1 protein-coding gene is annotated in these 256 nt (G+C 41.0%); it reads left to right on the top strand.

The features are described 5' to 3' along the window. Positions 1 to 256, top strand: a 256-nt coding sequence (locus tag AOA59_RS32945) for a hypothetical protein (RefSeq protein WP_218212235.1), incomplete at both ends; no start/stop codon positions are given.

Consider the following 256-nt stretch of genomic DNA (forward strand, 5'->3'; position numbering starts at 1 on the left):
CTGGTGTAGAACAGGATCTAATCACAAATTTTATTCGTGAAGGTAGAATTCACTTGGCGCAATTTCCTAACCTCGGATATCCATGTGAGAAGTGTAGCGGTTTTATCCGCGAAGGGCGTATCTGTAAGGAATGTCGCACGGAGCTTCGTTCAGGATTGAATCAACTTCAAAAGGAAAAAGAGTTTGAAGATAGAAAAGTCCAGACGGAACGTTCTAAAATGACGACGTATCACTCATTAGGAGATCGATTTAAGAA

The sequence above is a fragment of the Pseudomonas sp. 2822-15 genome, from assembly GCF_002742515.1.
In the GTDB taxonomy this organism is placed as follows: domain Bacteria; phylum Pseudomonadota; class Gammaproteobacteria; order Pseudomonadales; family Pseudomonadaceae; genus Aquipseudomonas; species Aquipseudomonas salomonii.